The sequence below is a fragment of the Xylanibacter sp. genome, assembly GCF_057607445.1.
In genome coordinates, this window is the sequence record NZ_DBLZAX010000021.1 from 42,916 (window position 1) to 58,540 (window position 15,625).

Genomic DNA, 15,625 nt, shown 5'->3' on the forward strand with positions numbered 1-15,625 from the left:
AGTTTTTAAATAGTTTGTAGATTATTCCTCGACAAATATAAATATTAAATCCTTTAAATATAGACTATATAACTTAAAAATATGATTTTTTATTATTAATTTACGTATTTTATGCATACTCATTTTCTTTAGGTCTTTATGCCCAAATCAGGCATCAGGCTTGTGTATTAATTCTGTTAGTAAATAGATACTTTTACCCATCATTTGTTATCCTATGTCATCTTGCCATCTGTTTCTCATAAATATAGTCAGCTATGCCAGCTAAAATGCAGGTGATAATATTATAATGAAAAAGTCAATGATTTACGCATAAAAAAGCAGTGACTTTTGATGCAAAAGTGGCCGAGTTACGAGGCGTAACTCAGCCATTAACAGTTTGAAAGAAAATAGCCGTCGTTTGTTTAATGTAATTGCTGATAGGGCGCGGCAGATGTTTAATGTGAAATAAAATGGGGCGGATTTGTTACGGATTTTATGGACTTTATATTTTCTGGGGCAGAAAGCTATCCGAGTGCATGTAAAGAAGACAATATCGTACTTAAAAACATCTAGTTAGAACGCTGTGTGTGGATTAATCTTGTATACGAGTTTTATTAAGGATTGTATGTTGATAATGCAAAATGAAATCCGGCAGTGTTTTATCAACTCCAATAAAAACACTGCCGGATTATGATTATTCTTAAATTCTTTTTAAGCTGATATCTTTCAGAACTTTGATTTATTCCTGTTATGGTAAATAACTTTTCCTATCTTAGGTCAATTATTTCAGCGTTAGGAAAATCTTTTGAATTGAAACGGAATGTGGCGTCACTGATATTTTTTGCTTTAAAGTTTGAAACTTTTATTGTCGTCCATCCGTTGCTCTGACGCATCTTTATTGTTTGCGGATAATAATTCTTGTTTATCGTTATATACATTTCTTTTATTGTCCGTTTTTGGTTTTGTGCGTAAAGATGTATTTGCCATCCGCCTGCAACGTTTTTCATGCCGAGATTGAATCCGTTTTTATAGATATTGATGAATTTATATGGATTCATAGATTGCTGCTGTGCTTCAGTAGGCGTGCTTATATTTACCTCCTGATTCTTTTTCATGTATGTCCACTGTGTCTTTCCGTCATACCATACAATGGCCTGTGAAGTACGTGCATTAAATTTGTTTCCTTTTATCGCAATAGTGCCGGACGTATTTCCGTATTTTCCGCTTATGGTGAAGTTGGCACTTGCTCCGCTTTTGCGTCCTACTACGGCTGCAGTCTTGTCGAGTATCTTTCGTGCTTGCGCTGCATTTTGTGCATGCATGCCAACTGCCAATGTAAACAAAAGTATTAGCAAACAAAACTTTTTCATAATTGTGCTTCCTGTTTGAATTGTTATTCTAAATTAATGTTCAAATACTATTTTCGTAATGCAGACAGAAGATTTTCAAGACTGTTCTCGTCCTGTATCAATACTTCACGTGGTTTGCTGCCTTGTGCCGCACCAACGATTCCGGCTTTTTCCATCTGGTCCATCAGTCTGCCCGCACGGTTATATCCGATTGAGAAACGGCGCTGAATCATGCTGGTTGAGCCTTGCTGGCTTAACACTATTGTACGTGCTGCTTCTTCAAACAGAGGGTCAAGACTGTGCATTTCAAGCGATCCGCCTTTGCCTGAGTCTGAACCTTCGTCTGTGGTTGGCTCTGGCAGTTCCATCGGCTCTATCGGACCTGGCTGCTGTTTGATGTATTCATTTATTCTTTCTATTTCAGGTGTGTCTACAAATGCGCACTGCACTCTGACAGGCTCGTTTCCGTTGAGGAACAACAAGTCGCCTCGTCCAATGAGCTGATTGGCTCCAGGACGGTCAAGTATTGTACGCGAGTCAATCATCGAACTTACTCTGAAAGCCATTCTGCCAGGGAAGTTAGCCTTGATGTTTCCTGTGATGATAGATGTTGTCGGGCGTTGTGTTGCAATCACCATGTGTATGCCGACCGCACGTGCAAGCTGTGCAATACGTGCAATAGGCATTTCTATTTCTTTGCCGGCAGTCATGATTAGGTCTCCGAACTCGTCGATAATAACAACGATATATGGCATGTATTCATGACCGTCTGTAAGTCGCAGCTGGTGGTTGACATACTTTTTGTTATATTCTTTAATGTTCTTTGCACCGGCAAGTTTAAGCATGTCATACCTGTAGTCCATGAGCTTGCACAGGCTGTTCAGTGTGCGTATAACCTTGGTGACGTCAGTTATTATTGCATCTTCATTGTCATCAGGAATTTTTGCCATGAAATGGTCTGCAATAGGCATGTACATGCTGAACTCAACCTTTTTAGGGTCTATCAGCACAAATTTCAATTCGTTCGGATGTTTCTTATATAGCAATGAAGTAATTATGGCATTTAGTCCAACTGATTTACCCTGTCCGGTAGCACCGGCAACCAGCAAGTGGGGCAGTTTTGTAAGGTCTGCCATAAATACCTCGTTGGTTATGGTCTTTCCTATGGCAATAGGCAAGTCCATGGTTGTCTCTTGAAAGCGTTTTGAATTTAATATGCTTTCCATAGAGACAATGTTCTTCTGTGCGTTAGGCACCTCTATTCCGACCGTGCCTTTGCCTGGTATAGGCGCTATGATACGTATGCCGAGCGCGGCAAGGCTCAAGGCGATGTCGTCTTCAAGGTTTCTTATCTTTGATATCTTTACGCCTTCGGCAGGGGTTATCTCATACAATGTGATTGTAGGACCAACCGTAGCCGTGATGGTCTTTATCTGTACTCCGAAATTGTTCAGCACCTCAACAATACGGTTTTTATTAGCCGTCTGTTCCTTCATGTCGATGTACGGCTTGCCGTCATTCTCGTATTTCTTCAGCAAATCGAGCGTCGGATATTTATACTTCGTCCAAGGCTCTTTCGGATTGATGGGCGTATTGATATTGCTGCTGCCAGATACGTCTTTCGAGTCTGCCAGGTTCTCTTTCTCGGGTATAATTATCTTGAGGTCGTTAGTGCTTGGAGCTTGTTTTATTTCTTTAGCTGTCTCAACCTTGGTTTCTTCTGCTTGCTCTTCTTGTTTTATTACAGCTTCTCCGTTGTCACCAAATTCAACCCTTTGTGTCTGCGGATCGTCAAATACAGTAGGGTCTTCAAGGGTTTCAATAGGTTTAGACTTATTGGCTTTTCCCTGATTGTTGGTGATGTCGAATTTCACTTTGTTTGATATGCTGTTCACGGGATTCAGAATCTTTCGTACAACCGTGATGGTTTCTTTACTTAGGTAAGTAAGGAATATGATAGCCGTTAAAAGGAGGATGGCTGTCAGTCCAGGCGCTCCTACAAGATTTTCTATCCATTGACTGCAGAACTGGCCGTGGTCGCCTCCGGGATTAAACACCTGGCTTCCCATGATAGGTGTCAATATTTCTGCAAATGTTATGGAAAGCCATAGCATAGATATGCAAAGGCAAAAGAAACATTTAATCAGGTTGAAGTTATATGCACGTACAAGTTTCAGTCCTGCCATGCCCATGAATACCGGAACAATAAAGGCTGAAAGACCAAAGCATCTTGAAATAAAGAAATATGAAACGAATGCTCCGAACGGGCCGCAGCTGTTCTGAAATGCCCTGTTTGAATTAAATATCTCTCCTGGCCTTAAATCCAATACCAAGCTTTGGTCGTTTTGGCCTGTAGAAAAGAAGGATATAAATGCTATGATTATGTAAATGGATAAAAATATCAGAATGATTCCTACCGTAAAATTAATAAAGTCATTTTGAAAAATATTTTTAAATCCTACTACCTCACTTAATGATTTGTTCGTGTTCGTATTTTTTTTCTTAGCCATCAGTGTATTTAGAATATTTTATTTGCAAAAGTAATTGAAAATTGCCAAATCAAGCTATAAAATCACCTTTTTTTTATATTTTTGCAAACTGTAATTTTTGCAAATGAGAAAAATCATATACAATAAGTTTGATAAGCATGACATAACAGCTCTGCCGAAAGTGCTGTTCTCCGGACGTATCATTGTGATAAATACTGCTGCGGAGGCAGAGAAGGCTGTTGACTATCTGATGTCTCAAAAAATATTGGGGATAGATACGGAGACAAGGCCTTCGTTTAAAAAGGGACAGACTCATAATGTAGCATTGCTTCAGGTGTCAACTCATGACACGTGTTTTCTTTTCAGATTGAATCTTACAGGTATAACTCCGGCTATAATCCGTCTGCTTGAAGATCCTTCAATTCCGAAGATTGGCTTGTCGTTGCGCGACGATATAAATTCATTGCATAAGCGTGCCGATTTTCATCCGGGGAATTTCATTGATTTGCAGAAGCATGTCTGCGAACTTGGAGTGGAGGATTTGAGCTTGCAAAAGCTATATGCAAATTTCTTCCATCAGAAGATCAGTAAGTCGGTAAGGCTGAGTAACTGGGAGTCGGATGTGCTTAGCGACAGACAGAAACTATATGCCGCCACCGATGCGTGGGCATGTATAAATATATATGAAGAGTTGTGCCGGCTGGAAAAGACCGGAGATTATGAGTTGGTAAAAATAGAAGAAAATAAGGAGACAGATGTATAAGAACATATATTTAAAGAAAGGTAAGGAAGACAGTCTTAAGCGTTTTCATCCTTGGGTGTTTTCTGGTGCGATAGCGCATATGGACGATGGAATAGAGGAGGGTGACATTGTAAGAGTCATCACTCAGTCGGGCGCTTTCATTGCTTTGGGGCATTATCAGATTGGAAGCATTGCTGTGCGTGTGCTTTCATTTCAGGATATAGCTATTGATGATGACTTCTGGAAACAGCGCCTGGCGGCTGCGTTGCTCATGCGTCAGTGTGCCGGTATTGCAGACAATCCTGAAAACAATACGTTCAGGCTTGTACATGGTGAAGGCGACAATCTTCCGGGATTGGTTATTGACTGCTATGGCAAGACTGCAGTCATGCAGGCTCATAGTGTTGGTATGCATGTGTGCCGTAATGTCATAGCCCGCCAGCTGGTTGAGGTTATGGGCAACCGCATAGAGAATGTCTTTTATAAGAGTGAGACAACATTGCCGTTTAAGGCTGACCTTGGACAGGAAAACGGGTTTATATATGGGGGAAGTGATGACAATGTCGCTGTAGAAAATGGCCTTAAGTTTCATGTTGACTGGCTAAAAGGTCAGAAGACAGGATTCTTTGTTGACCAGCGTGAAAACAGAAAATTGCTTGAGCATTACGCAAAAGGTAAAACTGTCTTGAATATGTTTTGCTATACGGGCGGTTTTTCTTTCTATGCCATGCGAGGCAATGCTAAGGCCGTTCATTCAGTAGACAGCAGTGCCAAGGCGATAGAACTGACTAATGCCAATGTGGAACTGAACTTTCCCGGCGACAAGCGTCATCAGGCTTTTTGTGAGGATGCATTCAAGTTTCTTGATGCCGCAAAAGACAAATATGACCTGATAATACTCGATCCTCCTGCTTTTGCCAAGCATAGGGCTGCATTGCATAATGCGCTTAAAGGATATACAAGGCTTAATGTGAAGGCATTTGAGAAGATAAAGAGTGGTGGTATTCTGTTTACGTTCAGCTGTAGTCAGGTCGTGACAAAGGATAATTTCAGAAATGCCGTGTTTACAGCGGCTGCATTGGCAGGTCGTAATGTCAGGATATTGCACCAGTTGCATCAGCCGGCCGACCATCCAATAAACATATATCATCCTGAAGGCGAATATCTAAAGGGATTGGTTCTTTATGTTGAGTAATGGTTTCCTAAAAAGAATATCAGATTTTATTAAAGACCGTCAGTTACTTAGTAAGGACGGAAAATATATAGTTGCGCTGTCGGGAGGTGCCGACAGCGTTACTTTGGCTTTAGCTCTTTGCGAATTGGGCTACAAGATTGAGGCTGCTCATTGCAATTTTCATCTGCGTGGTGAAGAATCAGACCGTGATGAAAATTTCTGTGTCGAGTTTTGCCGGCAGAATGGCATAGAGCTTCATAGAGCTCATTTTGATACAGTGTCTTATTCAAAGTTGCGTAAAGTAAGCATAGAGATGGCAGCCCGAGATCTCAGGTATTCTTACTTTTCACAGCTTAAGCGTGACATCTGCGCCGACGCTATATGTGTTGCGCATCATCAGGATGATTCTGTTGAGACCGTATTGATGAATCTTATCCGTGGTACAGGTATTGACGGACTTACGGGTATCTCTCCGAAAAACGGTGACATAGTGCGTCCGCTATTGTGCGTTTCAAGAGCTGATATCGAAAACGAGCTTTGTGCCGCAGGGCAGGATTATGTAACTGACAGTACGAATCTGGTTGATGATGTTGTCAGAAATAAAATCCGTCTGGACATTCTTCCTCTTATGAGGCAGATAAATCCTTCTGTTGGAAACAGCATAGCCAAGACTGCCATGCGTATGGAAGAGGTCGCTCGAGTTTTTGGTTCTACTATCAGCGAGGCTGCCGGGCGTGCAGTTACATATAATAATAAAGGTGAGGCAAAAATATCACTGGATATACTTTCTTCAGGACCGTCTCCTGAGAATGTGCTGTTTCATATTTTAAAGAACTATTCTTTTGCCCCGTTGCAGATAGAACAGATTTATTCTTCATTGAACTCTGGGCCTGGCACAGAATTTCGTTCATCTACCCACGCTCTGCTTATCGACCGTAAATATATTTTCATTGAACCATTGTCTGACGAAGGACAAAGGCGGTTTGTTATACCTGAGACAGGAACTTATGTATATGATGAGTCTTCTAAGTTTCGGGTAGAGATTATAGATAACGGGTCGAATGTAGAAATTGTACGAGACAGAAATTGCTTTTTTGCAGATTTGTCTAAGGTCGCTTTTCCGCTTATTGTGCGCAGGGCCTCTACCGGTGACAGATTCATTCCTTTCGGGATGAATGGCTCCAAGTTGGTAAGTGATTATTTGACAGATCGTAAGTTTAATTTGTTTGATAAGCGCCGTCAGCTTGTTATAACTGATTCGGACGAAAAGATAATATGGCTCGTAAACCAGAGACCTGACAACAGATGCAGGGTTTCTGATACAACGAAGAAAATACTTAAGATTACATATACCGGCTGTTAAGCCGGTTTTTTAATTTTTGATAAAGTTCTTTTTTCATGATTTGTGTGGTGTACGTAACATCTTGATATACAGTGTTTTGTAAAAGAATATCTTTTGGCTGGCAAAAGATGCCCTTTCACCTCGTAAAAGGTCGCATTTTATAAGCCAAAAGCAGGCATAACATCAAGCATTAGTCAAATCCTAGTTTTGTATATTATCAGTTTACTGTTTTCGTGAACGGTATTTATTGTATTCACAGATAATGTTTAAATGCAATTTTTATTAAAATAAGCCATTTATCAATCTGTTTGCTGAAAAAATATTACCTTTGCATTAATATGAACAGGCAGAATGAAAATTCTGCGATAAAATGTCTTTAGTAGGAAATATTAAAAGTTTAAGGTATGGTAAAGTATAACGTGAATTTTGACAATTATAAGAAGGACGCTGCATATCGTTCGCTTATAAGTCCAAAATTGGTCAGTGAGTTGAAAGTAAAGATTGTCAGGATTATCGTAAAAAAGAAAAAATATAAAGACAAGGAATATTCGGCCAAGCGTCTGGCTGAAGAACTTGAAACCAATACTAGGTATATATCTGCCGTGGTTAATATATGCTTCAACATGAATTATACGTCATGGGTAAATAAGTATCGCATAGAAGATGCCAAGGCTTTGCTTACTGACAAAAAGCATAAAAAGCTTAAAATGGAGGAAGTGAGTGATTTGGTTGGTTTTTCAAACAGACAGTCTTTTTATGCGGCGTTCTATAAATACACAGGTGTTACGCCGCGAAAGTATAAGTTAGATAATTCGGAAAAATAACGTAACATATTAATGCTGCAATGAGAAATACTCAATTTTCATATACCGACGAACGTTTTGCGGATATACTGATGCTCAGGTATAAACTTGACAACTTCAGCTCTTTGTCGCTGAGGCAGAAAAAGCTAGTGTATTATTTGTCTGAGGCCGCGCTTTATGGCCGTGACATAACTTTTGATCAGTTTGGCCGGTATAATCTGAAGATACGCAAAGTGTTTGAGCAGATATACCTTAATTATAAAGGTGACAGAACTGCTGATGAGTTTAAGGAACTTGTTGTGTATCTGAAGCGGGTATGGTTCTCTAGCGGCATATACCATCATTACGGATGCGATAAATTTGTCCCTGGTTTTTCTGAAGCATTTTTTATAGATGCTGTTAAATCTGTTGATGGCAGTTTGCTGCCTTTAGACGAAGGACAGACGGTGGATGGATTATGTGAAGAACTTCTGCCGATAATTTTTGATCCGGATGTAATGCCTGTAAAGGTGAATAAAAAGGACGGTTTCGATTTGGTTGAAACTTCAGCATGCAACTTCTATGATGGTGTAACACAGAGTGAAGTTGAAGAGTATTATGCTTCAAAGAAAAATCCAGACGATAAGGAGCCTTTGTCATATGGACTGAATACTACAGTGAAAAAATGTGATGGACGGGTTGTTGAAGATGTTTGGAGAATTGGAGCAAAATATGGCGCAGCAATAGAGAAAATTGTATATTGGCTCGAAATGGCTTCAACTGTGGCTGAAAATGACAGGCAGCGCAGTGTAATTGATGCTTTGATTAAATATTACAAGTCGGGCGATTTGGCAGACTTTAATGAATATTGCATTAAATGGGTTGATGAAAAAGAATCTGCCGTTGATTTTATTAATGGGTTTATTGAGGTTTATGACGATCCGCTCGGAATGAAAGGCACTTGGGAAGGTCTTGTTGAATACCGTGATGTAGAAGGAACAAGGCGGACCAGAGTGATTAGCGATAACGCTCAATGGTTTGAAGACCATTCGCCTGTTGATTCTCGTTTTAAGAAACAGCAGGTAAAGGGTGTGTCTGCAAATGTAATATGTGCGGCAACTCTCGGCGGAGGTGAATACCCTTCAACGGCCATAGGCATAAACCTTCCTAATGCTGACTGGATTAGAGCAAGCCATGGAAGCAAGAGCGTTACGATAAGTAATATCATATCGGCTTATAATGAAGCATCACGTGGTAATGGCTTTGACGAAGAGTTTGTCATTGACGAAGAGACAATAAAGCTTATAAGACAGTATGGAGATATATGTGACATCATACATACTGACCTGCATGAGTGTCTCGGACATGGTAGCGGACAATTGTTGCCCGGTGTTGATCCTGACTCTCTGAAAGCATACGGCAATACTATTGAAGAGGCGCGTGCTGATTTGTTCGGATTGTATTATGCAGCAGATAAAAAGTTAGTTGAATTGGGGCTGCTGCCTGATGCAGAAGCTTATAAGGCAGAGTATTATTCATATATGATGAATGGACTTCTCACTCAGCTTGCACGCATTAAAAAAGGCAATTGTATAGAGGAGGCCCATATGCGTAACCGTGCCCTGGTTGCACGTTGGTGTTATGAAAAAGGACGTGAGGGCAATGTTGTAGAGCTTGTGCGTCAAAACGGGAAAACTTATGTGCGTATAAACGATTATGAGCAACTCCGCAATCTGTTTGCAGCCTTGCTAGCTGAAATTCAACGCATAAAGAGCGAGGGTGATTATGCCGCAGCCCGGGACATAGTCGAGAATTATGCTGTGAATATTGATCCGGTTTTGCATGATGAAATATTGTGCAGATATAATAGTCTGGGCATACCTCCTTATAAAGGATTCATAAATCCGGTACTTATGCCTGTTACTGATTGTGATGGTAAAATAATGGACATAACTGTTGATTATTCTGAAACTTACGAGCATCAGATGTTGCGTTACAGCAGAGATTACTCCACATTGATTTGATAAATATGAAACAGGAAACACAAGACAAACTGAAACAAATTAAACAGCGTTTCAGATTGATGATGAACGGCATGGCTTCTCAGTCAATGCGCGAGAAAGGACTTGGGTATAGCATAAACTGGGGCATATCTCTGCCTGCCTTGAAAACACTGGCAGAAGAGTATGGCAAAGACTATGACTTGGCCATCGAACTGTGGAAAGAAAACATCCGCGAATGTAAGATTCTTGCCACATTGATTATGCCACCGGCGGATATGAAAGCTGATTTGGCCTGCCTTTGGGTGTCACAGATTCCAAATCAGGAAGTTGCAGCTATGGTGGCCTTCAATCTGTTTCAGTATATAGACAGCGCGAAAGACCTCGCGTTCAAATGGCTTGCGTCAGCGAGTGAGCTAGAGCAGATGTGTGGTTATAACATCTTGTCACGGCTTTTTATGCGTGGAGAGGTGCTTGATTCACGAGAGATAAATGAGCTTTTTGATCAGGCCAAAACTGCTCTTGAAGGTGGAAGTGTGTCACTGCAGCATACAGTTGTAAATATGTTGTCACATTTTTGTACTATTTCCGACGAGTATAATAAAATAACAAAATCTGCCTTCAAATCATACGATTTAGATATTTTTTGATGTTTTGTACGGCTAATACGGAATTTTGTTGTATTTTTGTCGGACAATCCGGAGTATGGATAAAATGAAAAATAATTGTAGCGACGCAGTAAGGGAGATTCTGGACAACTATTTGGAACAGAACAATTATCGCAAAACCCCTGAACGATTTGCGATTCTCGATGCGGTGTATAGCTTCAATTCTTATTTTTCAATACAAGAACTTAGCGACAGGCTGATAGAACGATGCTTTCCCGTTAGCAGAGCTACGCTTTACAATACGGTAAGGCTGTTGATGAGTTTACGACTTGTTATATGCCTGAGACTGCAGGACGGTATACGCTATAAGGCGTGTTACTCGGATAATCACTGCACTCAGGTCTGTACTGTTTGCGGAAAGGTTACAGAGATAAAAATACCCGAGATTGCAGATGTAATTGACAGAACGCATTTGAGGCGCTTTCGCAAAGAAGGCTTCTCAATGCATATTTATGGTGTATGCAGCACCTGTCAGGCAATGCTTACGCGCTTGAAAAATAAAGAGAATACTGAAAAACAGGAGAATATAAATAAAAACAAATATATTAATAAATATGGAAAAAGGCAAAGTTGATGTATTGCTAGGTTTGCAGTGGGGTGATGAAGGCAAAGGCAAGGTTGTTGATGTGCTTACGCCTCATTACGATGTGATTGCAAGATTTCAGGGCGGTCCTAACGCAGGACACACTCTCGAGTTTGAAGGCGAAAAGTATGTCCTTAGAAGTATTCCTTCTGGCATTTTCCAGGGTGGCAAGATTAACATTATTGGTAATGGTGTAGTACTTGCTCCGGATTTGTTTATGGATGAGGCTAAAGACTTGGAGAAAAGCGGTCATCCTTTGAAAGAAAGACTTTATATCTCAAAGAAAGCCCATCTTATTATGCCAACTCACAGACTGTTGGATGCAGCCTATGAACAGGCTAAAGGAAAAAACAAAGTAGGAACAACAGGTAAAGGCATCGGTCCTACATATACAGACAAGGTTTCGCGCAATGGACTTCGTGTGGGTGATATATTTGATAATTTTGAAGAAAAATATAATGCTCATAAGGCACGTCATGAGCAGATTTTGAAATCGCTTAATTATACTGACTATGATATTTCTGATGTAGAAAAGAGATGGATGGAAGGTATAGAATATATCCGTCAGTTCCATATTGTAGATTCTGAACATGTAATTAATAAAATCTTAAAGTCTGGTCAGAATATATTATGTGAAGGTGCTCAGGGTACAATGCTTGATGTCGACTTCGGCAGCTATCCTTTTGTAACGTCTTCTAACACTATCTGTGCAGGAGCTTGCATCGGATTGGGAATTGGCCCTAACAGAATTGGAGAAGTGTATGGCATAATGAAGGCTTATTGTACACGTGTCGGTGCCGGACCGTTCCCGACAGAATTGTTTGATGAGACTGGAAGTCTTATAAGGCAGCTTGGCCATGAGTATGGAGCTGTTACCGGACGTGAGCGCAGATGCGGATGGATTGACCTTGTTGCGCTGCGTTATTCTATTATGGTTAATGGAGTCACTCAGTTAATCATGATGAAGAGCGACGTGCTTGATGGCTTTGATACAATAAAGGCATGTGTAGCTTATAAACGCAATGGTGAGACCTTGACAGATTTCCCCTATAATATAGAGGAAGGCATCGAGCCTGTTTATAAGGAACTTAAGGGATGGAAGGCCGACATGACAAAGATGACCAGCGAGGAAGAGTTCCCGCAGGAATTTAAGGATTATATCAAATTCCTTGAAACAGAACTTGAAACTCCTATTAAGATTATCTCAATAGGTCCGGATCGTGCCCAGACAATAGTTAGAAAATAATACGTATAATTTCGTCCCAAGGATTGAGAATTTGTGGTGTGGATAATTGATGTTTTCAATATCCAGATTCATCATTCTCAATTCTTGGGTTTTATCTTAAATAAAGACAGATATGAACAAACCATCAATACCTAAGGGTACACGTGACTTTTCCCCGTTGGAAATGTCAAAGCGCAATTATATTTTTGATACAATAAGGTCTGTTTTCGCTCTTTATGGTTTTAAGCAGATTGAAACTCCGGCCATGGAAACATTGCAGACATTGCTTGGAAAGTATGGTGAGGAAGGCGATAAACTTCTTTTCAAGGTGCTCAATAGTGGAGATTATTTGAGCAAGATTGATCGAGAGGAACTTGTCAATGGAAATCCGTTGCATTTGGCTTCAAAATTATGTGAGAAAGGTTTGCGATATGACCTGACCGTTCCTTTTGCCCGTTTTGTCGTTATGCACAGGGATGAGTTGCAGTTGCCGTTCAAGCGTTATCAGATTCAGCCTGTATGGCGTGCGGACCGTCCTCAGAAGGGTAGGTATCGTGAATTCTATCAGTGTGATGCAGATGTTGTCGGCAGTGATTCGTTGCTCAATGAGATTGAATTGATGCAGATTATTGATACAGTGTTTACACGTTTTGGCGTGCGCGTTCAGATAAAAATCAACAACCGTAAAATATTAACAGGAATAGCTGAATATATCAACGAGGCTGATAAAATAGTGCCTATTACTGTTGCTATTGATAAACTGGAAAAAGTAGGTCTTGATAATGTAAATGCTGAACTTGCAGAAGACGGACTCAGTAAAGAAGCAATTGAAAAGCTACAGCCGGTGATATCACTCAGCGGCAGCAATGAAGAAAAATTGGATGTTATAAGCAATATCCTCAAAGATTCAGAAATAGGAACAAAGGGTGTTGAAGAGCTTCGTTATATATTCGGCGTACTTGACAAGTCTAATCTTAAGAATGAGGTACAGTTTGATTTGACTCTTGCAAGAGGTCTTAATTATTATACAGGAGCAATCTTTGAGGTTAAGGCACTTGATGTTCAAATCGGAAGTATTACAGGCGGAGGACGTTATGATAATCTTACAGGCATTTTCGGTATGCCAGGTTTGAGTGGTGTCGGAATCTCTTTTGGTGCAGATAGAATTTTTGATGTCCTTAATGCATTGGAACTTTATCCTGAAAATGCAATGAGCGGAACTCGTCTGATGTTTATTAACTTCGGGGAAAAGGAAATGGCGTATTGTTTGCCTATTGCTGCCAAAGCTCGTGAGAACGGCATTGCTACTGAGATATATCCTGATGCAGCAAAGATGAAAAAGCAGATGAACTATGCTAATAACTGCAATGTTCATTATGTGGCTATTGCAGGTGAAAATGAGATAAATGAGAATAAGATAACTTTGAAGAACATGTTGACAGGTGAGCAGCGTCTGGTTGATGCTGATGAACTTGTGTCAATCGTTAAATCTGGACAGTGATTATGGGTAGAATAAAATATTTTCTTGTCCTTCTCCTGTGTGTGTTGTCACTATCTGCATATAAGAAAAATGAAAAAATTACAATCTTTATGATAGGTGATTCCACTATGGCTAATAAGGATATTAGTGGTGGAAAGATGGAGCGAGGATGGGGAATGATGCTCAAAAATTTCTTCACTGAGGACGTAATTGTTGATAATCATGCACTTAATGGGCGTTCTTCAAAAAGTTTCATTAGTGAGGGTCATTGGCAGAAGGTCGTGGAAAAAATAAAGCCTGGAGATTATGTCTTTATTCAGTTTGGGCATAATGATGAGAAAGACGATCCTAAACGACACACTGATCCTGGAACAACTTTCGATGAAAACTTGCGCAAGTTTGTTAAGGAAACAAGGATGAGAGGCGGCATTCCTGTTTTATTTAATAGTGTAGTAAGGCGAATCTTTACAAATAGTAAAACAGCTGTTGCTGATGATGATACCCGTTCTAATTCGTCAGCTGATTTGGTTGAAGGTGATACATTGGTAGATACTCACGGTGACTATCTTTTGTCTCCTCGTAATGTTGCGCGTGAGTTGAATGTGCCTTTTGTGGATGCAAATAAGATTACACATGATTTGGAACAGGGGCTAGGGCCGGATAAATCCAAAAAACTGCATATGTGGTATCTACCTAATGAAGTTCCTTCATTGCCAAAGGGGCGTCAAGACAATACTCACTATAATGTTTATGGTGCGTATGTTGTTGCCGGATTACTTGCTGATGCCGTTTCTGATGCTGTTCCAGAACTTAAACAATATCGTTGCAAGTATGATGCTTCAGTTGCAAAAGATGGAAGTGGATTGTATTTTGATCTGCAAACGGCTGTAGATTATGTTCCTTCTGGTGTTAAGACAACTATCTTGGTAGGTGAGGGAAAGTGGAAGAAACCTGTAGCCGGTAAAGATAAGAAGATAGAATATATAATGAGGCAAGGGGCTAGTTTCATAAAATAGTTGATTATAATTATTATATTATGGTCTGAACTTCAGAACCTTATTATATAAGTAATACTACGGTAAATATTTGTAACCTAGATTGTTATTGGGGTATTTGCAAATATTTACCGCTTTTTATTTTATTATCACGCAAGTCTTCATGCTTATTCTTTTTTCAAAAGTTATGCTTTTGCGTTCCGTTTGTTATCCTTTTATCGTGTAAAAGGTATGCTTTTGTCCCCTAAAAGGTGTCCTTTTGCAGACAGCCCTCTGATTGGTGTGTTTTGCACCTGGCATACAGCCGGCTTAAAAAGCCTATAACGTCCATTCTGTCAGCGTTTTATGGCGTTGCTAGCTGCCCCGTATGGCTTGCCGCACAGCCTTGCATTAATCCTGCCGTTCATGAATATTGCTGCTTCATGACAGGCTTGACCGTAGCATCGGCTGTCGTAACCGGTGACCGGCCGGCTGTTTTTTTCTTTGGGATTCAAATACCTTTAAATTTTGCCATCGCTCTTTAAATTTTGCCATTATCGTATGATTTTCATCCTTCCCGTCCGGTCTTATTTCCCGTTCCTGTGTCACAAGTTTGCTTATTTCTTTAGTAAAATATAATAATGTGAATGGTGTAAAATCCGCACTCAATATGTAAACGGATGTTAAAATCGCTCTAAAATTAAAACTTTTTTCAGAAAACATTTGGCGGTTTGGCCAAAACCCCGTACTTTTGCATCCGCTTTTGAGAGCTGACGCTCCCTGAGCACTGAAGAAAGAGATCTTTGAGATACTGAAATATACAGAGACAAGAGTAGTA

At 40.1% G+C, this 15,625-nt stretch carries 13 protein-coding genes; 10 read left to right on the plus strand and 3 right to left on the minus strand.

Features of this window, described 5'->3' with window-relative positions:
• Window positions 1–746 precede the first annotated feature (746 nt).
• Together lolA1 and ACZMIG_RS13350 are read right to left on the minus strand one after the other, a co-directional pair.
• Window positions 747–1,349 (minus strand): outer membrane lipoprotein periplasmic chaperone LolA1, encoded by a 603-nt coding sequence (gene lolA1, locus ACZMIG_RS13345; RefSeq protein WP_021854882.1) that lies wholly within the window; start codon window positions 1,347–1,349, stop codon window positions 747–749.
• A gap of 47 nt (window positions 1,350–1,396) precedes the next feature.
• The gene (locus ACZMIG_RS13350) at window positions 1,397–3,838 is read right to left on the minus strand and encodes an FtsK/SpoIIIE family DNA translocase (RefSeq protein WP_487889687.1); all 2,442 of its coding nucleotides are present in this window, start codon (window positions 3,836–3,838) and stop codon (window positions 1,397–1,399) included.
• Window positions 3,839–3,941: 103 nt separating this feature from the next.
• On the opposite strand from ACZMIG_RS13350, the gene ACZMIG_RS13355 reads away from it, so the two are divergent.
• The 10 genes from ACZMIG_RS13355 to ACZMIG_RS13400 all read left to right on the plus strand — a co-directional run bounded on the left by ACZMIG_RS13355 (window position 3,942) and on the right by ACZMIG_RS13400 (window position 14,829).
• A complete protein-coding gene (locus ACZMIG_RS13355; protein WP_021854884.1) occupies window positions 3,942–4,580 on the plus strand; it encodes a 3'-5' exonuclease in 639 nt (212 codons plus the stop codon).
• Window positions 4,573–5,754 carry a class I SAM-dependent rRNA methyltransferase gene (locus ACZMIG_RS13360; protein WP_125104065.1) on the plus strand — a complete coding sequence of 394 codons (1,182 nt, stop codon included), beginning with the start codon at window positions 4,573–4,575 and terminating at the stop codon, window positions 5,752–5,754. The genes ACZMIG_RS13355 and ACZMIG_RS13360 overlap by 8 nt, the downstream gene beginning before the upstream one ends.
• Window positions 5,744–7,096, plus strand: a complete 1,353-nt coding sequence (gene tilS / locus ACZMIG_RS13365; protein WP_487889688.1) for a tRNA lysidine(34) synthetase TilS — start codon at window positions 5,744–5,746, stop codon at window positions 7,094–7,096. The genes ACZMIG_RS13360 and tilS overlap by 11 nt, the downstream gene beginning before the upstream one ends.
• 383 nt (window positions 7,097–7,479) lie before the next feature.
• Window positions 7,480–7,899 carry a helix-turn-helix domain-containing protein gene (locus ACZMIG_RS13370; protein ID WP_021854887.1) on the plus strand — a complete coding sequence of 140 codons (420 nt, stop codon included), beginning with the start codon at window positions 7,480–7,482 and terminating at the stop codon, window positions 7,897–7,899.
• Window positions 7,900–7,919: 20 nt separating this feature from the next.
• Window positions 7,920–9,881, plus strand: a complete 1,962-nt coding sequence (locus ACZMIG_RS13375; RefSeq protein WP_487889689.1) for a dipeptidyl-peptidase 3 family protein — start codon at window positions 7,920–7,922, stop codon at window positions 9,879–9,881.
• 5 nt (window positions 9,882–9,886) lie between these two features.
• Entirely contained in the window at window positions 9,887–10,507 is a 621-nt protein-coding gene (locus tag ACZMIG_RS13380; RefSeq protein ID WP_287602545.1) for a DNA alkylation repair protein, read from the plus strand.
• Between the two features lie 64 nt (window positions 10,508–10,571).
• A complete protein-coding gene (locus ACZMIG_RS13385) occupies window positions 10,572–11,099 on the plus strand; it encodes a Fur family transcriptional regulator (protein WP_302353256.1) in 528 nt (175 codons plus the stop codon).
• Window positions 11,080–12,354 (plus strand): adenylosuccinate synthase, encoded by a 1,275-nt coding sequence (locus ACZMIG_RS13390; RefSeq protein ID WP_302698601.1) that lies wholly within the window; start codon window positions 11,080–11,082, stop codon window positions 12,352–12,354. The genes ACZMIG_RS13385 and ACZMIG_RS13390 overlap by 20 nt, the downstream gene beginning before the upstream one ends.
• A 112-nt stretch (window positions 12,355–12,466) precedes the next feature.
• Window positions 12,467–13,834, plus strand: a complete 1,368-nt coding sequence (gene hisS / locus ACZMIG_RS13395; protein WP_302698599.1) for a histidine--tRNA ligase — start codon at window positions 12,467–12,469, stop codon at window positions 13,832–13,834.
• Between the two features lie 2 nt (window positions 13,835–13,836).
• The gene (locus ACZMIG_RS13400; RefSeq protein ID WP_418874844.1) at window positions 13,837–14,829 is read left to right on the plus strand and encodes a rhamnogalacturonan acetylesterase; all 993 of its coding nucleotides are present in this window, start codon (window positions 13,837–13,839) and stop codon (window positions 14,827–14,829) included.
• Window positions 14,830–15,228: 399 nt separating this feature from the next.
• Here the strand turns inward: ACZMIG_RS13400 and ACZMIG_RS13405 are convergent.
• The coding region (locus tag ACZMIG_RS13405) for a hypothetical protein (protein WP_487889690.1) at window positions 15,229–15,625 on the minus strand (397 nt) is incomplete at its 5' end.

Excerpts from the sequence above, each read along its gene's own strand:
- hisS (WP_302698599.1), top strand. The coding sequence starts at position 12,467 with ATGAACAAACCATCAATACCTAAGGGTACACGTGACTTTTCCCCGTTG.
- ACZMIG_RS13375 (WP_487889689.1), top strand. The coding sequence starts at position 7,920 with ATGAGAAATACTCAATTTTCATATACCGACGAACGTTTTGCGGATATA.
- ACZMIG_RS13370 (WP_021854887.1), top strand. The coding sequence starts at position 7,480 with ATGGTAAAGTATAACGTGAATTTTGACAATTATAAGAAGGACGCTGCA.
- ACZMIG_RS13350 (WP_487889687.1), bottom strand. The coding sequence starts at position 3,838 with ATGGCTAAGAAAAAAAATACGAACACGAACAAATCATTAAGTGAGGTA.
- ACZMIG_RS13380 (WP_287602545.1), top strand. The coding sequence starts at position 9,887 with ATGAAACAGGAAACACAAGACAAACTGAAACAAATTAAACAGCGTTTC.
- ACZMIG_RS13355 (WP_021854884.1), top strand. The coding sequence starts at position 3,942 with ATGAGAAAAATCATATACAATAAGTTTGATAAGCATGACATAACAGCT.
- ACZMIG_RS13360 (WP_125104065.1), top strand. The coding sequence starts at position 4,573 with ATGTATAAGAACATATATTTAAAGAAAGGTAAGGAAGACAGTCTTAAG.
- lolA1 (WP_021854882.1), bottom strand. The coding sequence starts at position 1,349 with ATGAAAAAGTTTTGTTTGCTAATACTTTTGTTTACATTGGCAGTTGGC.
- ACZMIG_RS13400 (WP_418874844.1), top strand. The coding sequence starts at position 13,837 with ATGGGTAGAATAAAATATTTTCTTGTCCTTCTCCTGTGTGTGTTGTCA.
- ACZMIG_RS13385 (WP_302353256.1), top strand. The coding sequence starts at position 10,572 with ATGAAAAATAATTGTAGCGACGCAGTAAGGGAGATTCTGGACAACTAT.
- ACZMIG_RS13390 (WP_302698601.1), top strand. The coding sequence starts at position 11,080 with ATGGAAAAAGGCAAAGTTGATGTATTGCTAGGTTTGCAGTGGGGTGAT.
- tilS (WP_487889688.1), top strand. The coding sequence starts at position 5,744 with ATGTTGAGTAATGGTTTCCTAAAAAGAATATCAGATTTTATTAAAGAC.